Below are 9,929 nucleotides of genomic sequence, written 5' to 3' on the forward strand. Positions count from 1 at the left end.
CGCCACCGCGCCGAGCAACGGCATCAGCACCGACGACATCGGGCCGGACAATTTGTGCCACAGCGCGCCTTCCAGCGCCTTGGTCGGGCGCCCCGCCGCGGCGAGATCGTCGATCGCGGCCTTGAGCGCGCCGAACGACAATTCGTCGGCGTCGACCGAGGCGAGGGTGAATTGATCGGGAGTCACGCCGCGCGCCGTCACCGTCTCGCCGATATCGGCCATCTTGCCGGCCGCGACGTCGAAGCGCCGCGCGGGCCAGATCGTCCAGCCGTTCCCGCTGTAGCGGCCGTGCTGGGCGAAGATGACCGCGTGGAGATCGCCACCCTGGCGGTCATAGACCGTAATCCCGCCGAGTTGCGCCGCGCTGCCGCGGCCATTGATCTGCTCGACCTCGATCAGATCGGGGCCGGAGCGCACCCACACATTGGTCCGGTCGCCGCGATCGACCGGCATCGGGCCGTAATCGACCTTCTGCCATCGGTTGAGCGTCGCGGTGGCGCGCGGCACGATGCGGTCGTTGAACGCGAAGCTCAGCGCGGCCACCCCGATGCTCGCGACGATCAGCGGCGCGAGCACCTGATGCGCCGACAGCCCCGACGCCTTGAGCGCGATCACCTCGCTGTTCTGGTTCATCGTGATCAGCGTCAGGATCGTCCCGAGCAGCACCGAAAAGGGCAGGAAGCGCGCGATGATCTGCGGCGCGCGCAGCGAGACGTAATGCCACACCTGTGCGTCGCTGTTCCCGGGCACCGCGAGAATTTTGCCCGATTCGCCGAGCAGATCGAGCGCCTGGAGCACCAGCACGAGCCCGGCGAGGATGCCGAACGTGCGGATCAGGAACATCCGCCCCATGTACAGCGACACGGTGCGCGACGGGAAGAACGAGGTCATGCCGCGGCCTCCGTCCGGTGGCGGCGACGGCCGGGCAGATAGCGGACCACCGCCTTCCACGCCTTGCCCGCCACGCGTTCGAGCGCGCCGATCGGCTGCCCGCCGGGAACATAAGCGATCGTGCGATACATCCACAGCACCAGCCCGGCGAACATCAGGAACGGCACCCACAAGGCGATCAACGGATCGATCCCGCCAAGCTGCGCGACCGAGGCGGCATATTGGTTCACCTTGTGATAGGTGACGATCATCACGATCGACAGGAATACGCCGAGCGCGGAGGTCGAGCGTTTCGGCGGCACCCCCAATGCCACCGCGAGCAGCGGCAGCAGGAACATCGAGACGATCTCCGCCATGCGGAAATGGAATTCGGCGCGGCTCGCGTCGCGCTCGTGGAGCGTCTGCGCGCTGCGCCCCGATTTGACCAGCTCGGGCAGGGTCGCTTCGAGGCTGAGCCCGCTGCGGACGCGGAACTGCTCGAATTTGGGCAGGTTGATCGGCAGATCGTGGCTGTTGAAGTTCAGCACGCGCGGCACGCTGAAATCGCTGCGATTGTGGACCAACGTGCCGTTGCTGAGCCGCAGGATGATCACATCGGGATCGTCGGTGGCGAGGAAGCGGCCATGCTGCGCGGTCACCCCGATCCAGTCGCCTTTGGGGGTCTGCGCGTGGACGAAGATGCCCGAAAGCTGGCGTCCGTCGTCGCGGCTCTGCTCGATCCTCAGTGTCATGCGGTCGCCGAGCTTGGTGAATTCGCCGACCTTGATCGATGCGCCGAGCGCGCCGGTGCGCAGCTCGAAGCGGAGCTGCTCATAGGCGTAGCGCGCCTTGGGCTGGACATAGCCGACGATCGCCAGATTGAGCAGCGCCAGCGCGGTGGCATACATATAGGGGACGCGGAGCAACCGGCCGTAGCTCATCCCCACGCCGCGCATCACATCGAGCTCGGACGAGGTGGCGAGGCGGCGGAAGGCGAGCAGGATGCCGAGCATCAGCCCGATCGGGATGCCGAGCCCGAGATATTCGGGCAGCAGATTGGCGAGCATCCGCCACACCACCGAAACCGGCCCGCCCTCGGTCGCGACGAAGTCGAACAGCCGCAGCATGCGATCGAGCACCAGCAACATCGCCGCCAGGATCAGTGTGGAGAACAGCGGCAGCGCGATCAGCCGGGCCATGTAGCGGTCGATCGATTTCATGGGCGGGGAACGGACACTCGGCGCTGCGAAAGATAGCGGGGGTATAGGCGCGCGCGCGGCGGGCGTCAGCCGGAAATATCGGGTGGGTGGGCGATCGTGGCAAAAATGGCGCTAGGGTGGGTTGAAATTCGGCGGTTTCGAGAGGCGTGATCCGCCGCGCCGTTCCTGCGCCGGCGTCCATTGTGTCCGGCCTTCCGGGCGGATTCAGATAGATGTTCCTGCCTTCCCCACCGTCACCGCGGCCTTGAGCCGGGGTCCTTCGGGAGGCAAGCGCGGAGCAAGAGGTTCTGGCCGTGGAGCGTGCGGCACGATGGACCCCCGCTCAAGGCCGGGGTGACGGTCCGTGGTTTGGCAAAGTTCACGAAGTTCACACGAGGAGAATCGTGCCAAGGTATATAATATACCGAATTAATCCTATTCCGCAGCCACCTGATCCTCCCCGACCGGGCCGACGCCCCTGAGCGTCGTCGCGATCGCGCGTTCCAGCGCGGCGAGCGTGAAAGGTTTGCGCAACACCTGACGCCCGCGAAACGCCTCATGCTCCATCATCTCGCCCGCGAAGCCGGTGACGAACAGCACGGGCAGATGGGCATATTGCGGATCGAGCGCGGCAATCATCTCCGGCCCGGTACGCTCGGGCATCAGCACGTCCGACAGGATCAGCCCGATCGACTTATGCGTCGCAAGCAGCGCGGGGGCGGCGAGCGGGTCGTCGCACGGGATCGGCCGGTGCCCCAACTCGCGCAGCGCGCGGACGGTCGCGCCGAGCACGCGTGGATCGTCCTCCACCACCAATATGTCGACCGACGCGATATCGGCGCCAACGGGCGCGGCGGGCGCAGACGGCGAGGCGCTCGGGCCGTCCTCGGCGGAGACGACGCGCGGAAGGAACAGCGTGATCGTCGTGCCCTGGCCCGGGATGCTGTCGAGCGCGACCGCGCCGCCCTGCTGCCGGACGAAGGCGAAGATCTGGCTGAGCCCGAGCCCGGTGCCCTTGCCGACCGGCTTGGTGGTGAAGAACGGCTCGAACACCCGCTCCGCCACCTCCGCGGTCATCCCGCAGCCGGTGTCGGCCACCGCGATCGTCAGATAGTCGCCGGCCGGGCATTCGCGCGCACCCGCCGCGAGCGTGGTGGCGCCCGCGGTGATCGTCAGCGTCCCGCGTCCGTCCATCGCGTCGCGGGCGTTGACCGCAAGGTTGACGAGGCTGTTCTCGAGCTGGACGCGATCCGCGCGGAGCCGCCACCCCCGGCTCTCGTCGCGGATCACCACCGAGATGCGGTCGCCCAGGGTGCGATCGAGCAGATCGGACATGCCGGTGAGCAACTCGCCGACGCGCATCACCTCGGGGTTGATCCCGCCTTCGCGGGTGAAGCTGAGCAACTGGCGGGTCAGCGCCGCGGCGCGCTTCGCGCCTTCCATCGCACTATCGAGCTGCCGCGCAATCGCCGCGCGCGTCGCATCGCCGTTGACGCCGCGCTGCGCCAGCTCGAGTCCGCCCATAACAACCGCGAGCATATTATTGAAATCATGGGCGATGCCCCCGGTGAGCTGGCCGACCGCCTCCATCTTCTGCACCTGGCGCAGCCGCGCCTCCTGATCGCGCAGCTCGTCGGTCGCGACCGTGACCGCGGCGGCGAATTCGTCGGCGCGCTTGCGCTCGGCATCGGCCTCGGCGAGCGCGATGCCGCGCTCGGTCAGCGCGCGGACGGTGAGCATGCCCAGGGCGATCGCGCCGATCAGGATCAGGATGCCGAACGAGGAGAGTATCCCCGCGAGCCGCGTCGAGCGATCGATCGCCGCGCGCGTTTCGGCGGTGCGCCGATCGAGCAGATCGCGCTCGATCCCCGATATCTCCTCGAGGATCGTGTCGATCCCGGTCAGCGCCGGTGCCTTGCGCGCGGCATAATAGAGCGACAGCGCCTGATCGTTCTTATGATAATTGGTGCTGAGCGCGATCAGCGACAATTGCTTGCCGCGCTCCTGGTAATCGGCGCGCAGCCGCGCGATCCGCGACGCCTGGCTGTCGCTGTCGCGGGTCAGATCGGCGAGCCGTTCGATCTGCTTCCCGGCGAGTTGCCAGTCGTCATAATAACGCTGCCCGAGCCGCTTATCGCCCGAGATGACGAAGCGGCCGAGCGTCGCCTCGGATCGGGCGATCGTCCCCGTCAGCGTGCGCGCGAGGATCATCACGTCATAGCTGTGCGATTGCAGCTGGATCGCGCGGTCACGCTGGCGGTTGGCCTCGCCCAGCGTCAGGATCAGCCCGACGAGCACGGCAACGCCCAGCAGCCCCATTACAGCCAGCGCAATGGCGCGCAGCCTGGACACAGCCCCTTCCGGAATCGCTTCCCAGACGTTCCCGTTCACGGCGATCTCCCTACCAGAGCAGGCGATTCAGGGGAAGGATATGCGATCATACATATCCGTTCGCCCGGAGCCAGTCGAAGGGCAGGGCTCCGACTGGTTCAGCACGAACGGGACAGGGCATCCCGCTCTACCGCAAACCGGTCAGCCGATCGCCCCGGTCGCGCGGCCGGCGGCTTCGAACATCGCGATCACCTGCGCGATCTGCTCGTTGGTGTGCTCGGCGCAGACCGAGCAGCGTAGCAGGAAGGTGCCGGCCGGGGTCGCCGGCGGCCGCGCGACGTTGACGTAAAGCCCGGCCTCGAGCAGCGCGTGCCACATCGCCACCGCCTGCGTCTGATCTTCGAGCAGCACCGCGACCACCGCCGATTGCGGCTCATCGGTCGGCAGGCGGAAGCCGAGGCGCTTCAAGCCGCCGTGCAATTGGCGAGTGTTTTCCCACAGATGCGCGCGCTTGTTGTGCGCGTGCATCAGCTTGCGGATCGACGTGGCGGCGCTCGCCACCACCGCCGGCGGCAGGCTGGCGGTGAAGATATAGGGGCGGCAGACGAAGCGCAGGATCTCGAACTTCGGGTGGTTCGAGACGCAGAAGCCGCCGACCGTGCCGACCGATTTGGAGAAGGTGCCGATCACGAAATCGACCTGATCCTCCAGCCCCTGATCCTCGTAGACGCCACGCCCGTTGGGGCCGAAGAAGCCCATCGAATGCGCCTCGTCGACCAGCACCATCGCGCCATGCTTCTTGGCGACCGCGACCATCTCCTTGAGCGGGGCGACGTCGCCGAGCATCGAATAGACGCCTTCGAGCACGACGAGCTTGCCCGGCTCCTTGGGCAGCCGGCCGAGGCGCTTGTCGAGATCCTCGACCGAATTGTGGCGGAAGCGCACGATCTCGGCATTGCCCATCGCGCAGCCGTCGTAGATCGAGGCGTGGCTGTCGGCATCGAGGATGACATATTCGCCCTTGCCGGCGATCGCCGAGATCACGCCGAGATTGGCCTGATAGCCGGTCGAGAAAACGATCGCGCCGGTGGTGCCGTAGAATTCGCGCAGCGCCTGTTCGACTTCCATATGGTCGTGGAAGGTGCCGTTGAGCGCGCGGCTGCCGTTGGTGCCGGTGCCGAATTTGTCGAACGCTTCCTTGCCCGCGGCGATCACGTCGGGATCGAACGTCATCCCCATATAATTATAGGTGCCGAGCAGGATCGTTTCCTTGCCCTTGATCACCGCGACGGTGGGGGATTTCACCTCCTCCATCACGATCCCGAACGGATCGCGCACGCCGCTGGAGAGCAGCGCCTCGCGCTCGGCGATCAAGGGCGCGAATTTGTCGAACAGGTCGCGTTCGGCCGGCACCGCGGCGGCGGCGGGGGGAAGGTCGGATTGGACGCCGTCGTCGCTCATATCACGCCTTCAGCTTGGCGACGGCATCGACCAACTGGCCGACCGTCTCGATTTCCGCCTGCATGTTCATCGTGATGATGATGTCGAACTCATCCTCGATCGCGGCGACGAAATCCATCACGGTCAGGCTGTCCCATTCGAGATCGCCCTGGAAGGTGGTGGCTTCGGTGACGGTGACGCCCTTCTTGTTGAAGGGTTCGATCTGCGCCTTGACGGCGGTGAGGATGGTATCGCGGTCGCTCATATATCCCGGCCCTTAGAGAGTCGGGGGTAGATTTGCCAAGCGATTGCGGCCGAAGCTTGGCCCAATCGGGACTAGCAAATCCCGTTCGCCCTGAGCTTGTCGGAGAGCGAACGCAGAAATCCCGCCCGATCAATGCCCGCCGTTGATGAACGAGTCCTTGATCGAGCACGCCGCCGGGCCGAGGATGACGACGAACAACACCGGCAGGATGAACAGGATCAGCGGCACCGTCATGATCGCGGGGAGCCGCGCGGCCTTTTCCTCGGCGCGCATCATCCGCGCGTTGCGGAACTCGGCCGACAGCACGCGCAGCGCGGAGGCCAAGGGGGTGCCGTATTTCTCGGTCTGGATCATCGTCGTGACGATCCCCTTGATGTCGTCGAGCGCGATGCGCGTCGCGAAATTCTCGAACGCCTGCCGCCGGTCGGTGAGGAAGCCCAATTCGATCGCGGTGAGCGCGAATTCGTCGCCGAGCTCGGGATAGGCTTTGCCGAGCTCCTTCGCGACGCGATGGAAGGCGGCGTCGACCGTGAGCCCCGCCTCGGCGCAGATCACCAGCAGGTCGAGCGCATCGGGCAAGCCCTTGCGGATCGCCTGCGAGCGCTTGGTGATCTTGTTCTTGAGGAAGATGTCGGGCGCTTTGTAGCTGACGATGAAGGTGATCGCGACCAGCCCGTAACGTTTGAGCGGGGTCCAGTCGGCGAAACTGTCGGTGCCGTAGACGAGGAACACCATCAGCCCGCCGATGAAGATCGGCAGCATCAGCCGGCCGAAGATCACGCCGACCGCCCATTCTTTCGATCGGATGCCGGCCTGGAGCAGCTTGAGCTGGGCTTCCTTGAGCTGGCTGTCCTGCAGCACCTTGAGCGAGGAGAGAAACGCGCGCATGCGATCCGCGCCGTCGCTTTGGCGGACCAATTTGGCGCGGCGTTTGCCGCTGGGGGCGATGATCCCCGCCTTCAGCTGCTCGCGCCGCTCGTTGAGCGCCTTGACCCGCCGGGCCATCGGATCACGCACGCTGAGCGCGGCATAGATCGCCACCAGCACCGCGAGCGAGGCGATGCCCGACAGGATCGTCGCCACCAGATAGACGTCGACTCCAAGCAGCGTCGGGTTGTGGACCGTTTCCATCGCGTCAGATCTCGAAATTGATCATCTTGGCCATGATGAAGCCGCCGATCGCCATCCACACCAGCCCGCCGCCGCCCGCGACCATCAGCCGGGGATCGCTGAAGAAGTTCTGCATATAGGATCCGTTGATCGACCAGATCAGCGCGAAGACGATGAACGGCAGCGAGCCGATGATATAGGCCGACGCCTTTGATTCCGACGACATCGCCTTGATCTTGAGCTTCATCTGGCCACGCTGGCGCAGCACGGTGGCGAGATTCTGCAGCGTTTCCGCGAGGTTGCCGCCGGTTTCGCGCTGGATCGCGATAGTGATGCAGAAAAATTGGAATTCGGGCGTGCCGATCCGCTCCGCGGTTTCCTGCAGCGCGACGTCCATCGAGCGGCCGATCTTCATCTTGTCGGAAACGATGCGGAATTCCTCGCCGACCGGATCGGGCACCTCGGATGCCACCACCGCCATCGTCTCGGTGATCGGCAGGCCCGAGCGAAGGCCGCGGACGAGGAGCTCGATCGCGTCGGGGAATTTGGCGTTGAACTGGGCGATGCGGCGCTTGATGAGAAAACCGACGACGAGATGCGGAAGACCCGCGCCGATCGCCAGCCCGGTCAGCAGCGCGAGCAGCGTCGGCAGTCCCTTCACCATCAGCGCGAGCGCGATGAACAATGTGATGCCCAGCGTCGCCAGGCCATATTGGCCGACCGTCCAGCTCTTGCCGGTGCGCACCAGCCGCTTCTTGAGCTCGGCCGGCCGCGGCAGAAAGCGCATCGCGGCCTCGTCGGCCTTGCTGGTGTTCTTGCCGGTGATGCGGCGCATCTGCGCCTCCACCGCCATCGCGGGCGAGGTGGAGTGGCGCTCGCGCAGCGCGACCAGCCGGCGGCTGCTGGCACGCGCCGCCGACGGGCCGGCGAACGCGAACAGGAGCATCCCGATCACGGTCATCGTGCCCAGCGCCAGCATGACAATCGGCATCAACGGCATCGTGGCTTCATCCAATCGTTCGATGCGATCGAGCGCCGCGTGGGGCGCGACTCACGATCAACCCGCCTTCGCCCCGCCCGGTTTCTTAGGCAGAAAAGACTTAAGATCGGTGAACTTGCCGATCAGCGACGCGCCCTTGACCTTCGCGCTCGCGGCCTTGCCCTCGGGGGCGGTGCCGCTGGCGTCGCCGGCGGCGCAAAGCTGTGCGGCGAGATCGGCGAAGGGTGCGATGGTCTTCGATCCCTTGCCCGTCTCGGCGAGCGGCTTGCCCAGTTTCGCGGCCTGCGCGGCGAGCTTCTGATCGAACGGGATGATGAAATCGATCTTGCGCTCGATCGAACTCTCGAAATCCTTGCGCGAGATCTCGAGCTGCTGCCCCGGGTGGACGCGATTGGCGACGACAAGCGATTTGAGGTGCGGCGCGTTCGACCGCAGCCACGAGAGAATACGGATCGTGTCGCGCGCGGCGGCGAGCGTCAGTTCGGTCACGATCACCGCGGCCTGCATGTCGCTGACGAGATGCGGGTGCGCGACCAGCATGTTGCGCGGCAGATCGACCACCGTGCATTCGAACGCGGCGCGCATTTCCTCCTGCAATTGGTAGAAAGCCGCGCCATCGGTGACGACCGGGGTGTTGATCGGCGCCTCTGCCGACAGCACCGAGAGCCGCTCGGACGCGCGGACCATCGCGCGTTCGATGAACAGCCCGTCGATGCGCGCCGGATTCTCGATCGCGTCGGTGAGGCCGCGACCCGGCTCGAGATCGAGCGCGAGCGCGCCGGTGCCGAAATGCACGTCGAGATCGAGCATCGCGGTCGAGCGCTTTTCCTTCTCGCTCATCAGCCAGGCGAGCGAGGTGGCGACGGTCGAGGCGCCGGCCCCGCCGCGCGTGCCGATCACCGCCACCGCATAATGCGGCCGCTCGGTCACGCCGTCGTTCGCCTTCGGGGCGTTGAGCACTGCCTGGGCGTGCGCGAACGAATCGCGCAGCACGTCGGCCGACAGGGGCTTGAGCAGATAGTCCTGCAGCCCGCTGGCGAGCAGATCGCGATAGAGCCGCACGTCGTTGATCTGGCCCGCGGCGATCACGATCGTTCCCGGTTCACACACTTCGGCGAGCGAGTTGATGTCGCTCAGCGGATCGCCGGATTCGGCGAGATCGACGAACAGGATGTGCGGGCTCGCCGCGACCGACAAGGATTGCACCGCGTTGCGCAGCCCGCCCTTGTTCACCTTTTCCGGCAGCCATCCCATCTCGAGCGCGATCGGGCGGATCGCCTCCGCGGTCGTCTCGTCGCAGACGAAGGCGACGAACGGTTCGCGAAGCGCGGCTGGTTTCCACGGCGCGTTCATCTTACTTGCTCCCCGCCTTTTCGGCCTTGATCGTCGTGCCGCCGTTGCCGGTCGGCGTGGCCTTGCGATATTCGGTGATCGCGCGCGTGCCGGTGGCCGCGTCATAGACCTGCGTGCCCGGCTCGCCGCGCACCAGATCGAGCGGGTTGGCGACCATCGCCGCGAGGTTCGAATTGATCGCGCAACCCTGATTGGACGAGGTGTTGCTTTCGAATTCGGGCTGGCGCGTGCGCGAGAAATCGGGGCAGCCCGGCACCTGCGCGCGCGCGCGGCTGACGACGACGCGCAGCGTGCCCGGGGTGATCGGTGCGCCGGTGGTGGGGGCCTGGTCGGAGACGAGCAGCCCGAAGCGCGCCGCCTC

General features: G+C 66.2%; 9 protein-coding genes. All 9 read right to left on the minus strand.

Going from position 1 to position 9,929, the window contains the following annotated elements; translation table 11 throughout:
* A partial coding sequence (locus BGN95_RS03360; protein ID WP_286771611.1) for an LptF/LptG family permease occupies positions 1-891 on the minus strand: 891 nt, incomplete at its 3' end.
* Positions 888-2,090: an LPS export ABC transporter permease LptF gene (lptF, locus tag BGN95_RS03365; protein ID WP_286771612.1), complete on the minus strand. Its 1,203-nt coding sequence runs from the start codon at positions 2,088-2,090 to the stop codon at positions 888-890. The genes BGN95_RS03360 and lptF, both read right to left, overlap by 4 nt.
* A 414-nt stretch (positions 2,091-2,504) precedes the next feature.
* Positions 2,505-4,421 carry an ATP-binding protein gene (locus BGN95_RS03370; protein WP_286771613.1) on the minus strand — a complete coding sequence of 639 codons (1,917 nt, stop codon included), beginning with the start codon at positions 4,419-4,421 and terminating at the stop codon, positions 2,505-2,507.
* 180 nt (positions 4,422-4,601) lie between these two features.
* Positions 4,602-5,861, minus strand: coding sequence for a serine palmitoyltransferase (gene spt, locus BGN95_RS03375; protein ID WP_179512189.1), 1,260 nt, complete (start codon positions 5,859-5,861; stop codon positions 4,602-4,604).
* Between the two features lies 1 nt (position 5,862).
* Positions 5,863-6,105, minus strand: coding sequence for an acyl carrier protein (locus BGN95_RS03380; protein WP_179512188.1), 243 nt, complete (start codon positions 6,103-6,105; stop codon positions 5,863-5,865).
* Between the two features lie 129 nt (positions 6,106-6,234).
* Positions 6,235-7,236, minus strand: coding sequence for a type II secretion system F family protein (locus BGN95_RS03385; protein WP_179512187.1), 1,002 nt, complete (start codon positions 7,234-7,236; stop codon positions 6,235-6,237).
* 4 nt (positions 7,237-7,240) lie between these two features.
* Complete coding sequence (locus BGN95_RS03390; RefSeq protein ID WP_286771614.1) at positions 7,241-8,215, minus strand: type II secretion system F family protein; 975 nt, start codon at positions 8,213-8,215, stop codon at positions 7,241-7,243.
* Between the two features lie 57 nt (positions 8,216-8,272).
* Positions 8,273-9,568: a CpaE/TadZ family protein gene (locus tag BGN95_RS03395; protein WP_265314495.1), complete on the minus strand. Its 1,296-nt coding sequence runs from the start codon at positions 9,566-9,568 to the stop codon at positions 8,273-8,275.
* Position 9,569: 1 nt separating this feature from the next.
* Positions 9,570-9,929 (minus strand): CpaD family pilus assembly lipoprotein (locus BGN95_RS03400; RefSeq protein WP_286771615.1); only part of this gene is annotated, 360 nt, incomplete at its 5' end.

Source organism: Sphingomonas sp. 66-10, assembly GCF_001897045.1.
Classification (GTDB): domain Bacteria; phylum Pseudomonadota; class Alphaproteobacteria; order Sphingomonadales; family Sphingomonadaceae; genus Sphingomonas; species Sphingomonas lycopersici.

Coding starts and splice junctions, on each gene's coding strand:
- lptF (WP_286771612.1), bottom strand. CDS start 2,090: ATGAAATCGATCGACCGCTACATGGCCCGGCTGATCGCGCTGCCGCTG.
- BGN95_RS03390 (WP_286771614.1), bottom strand. CDS start 8,215: ATGCCGTTGATGCCGATTGTCATGCTGGCGCTGGGCACGATGACCGTG.
- BGN95_RS03380 (WP_179512188.1), bottom strand. CDS start 6,105: ATGAGCGACCGCGATACCATCCTCACCGCCGTCAAGGCGCAGATCGAA.
- BGN95_RS03385 (WP_179512187.1), bottom strand. CDS start 7,236: ATGGAAACGGTCCACAACCCGACGCTGCTTGGAGTCGACGTCTATCTG.
- spt (WP_179512189.1), bottom strand. CDS start 5,861: ATGAGCGACGACGGCGTCCAATCCGACCTTCCCCCCGCCGCCGCCGCG.
- BGN95_RS03395 (WP_265314495.1), bottom strand. CDS start 9,568: ATGAACGCGCCGTGGAAACCAGCCGCGCTTCGCGAACCGTTCGTCGCC.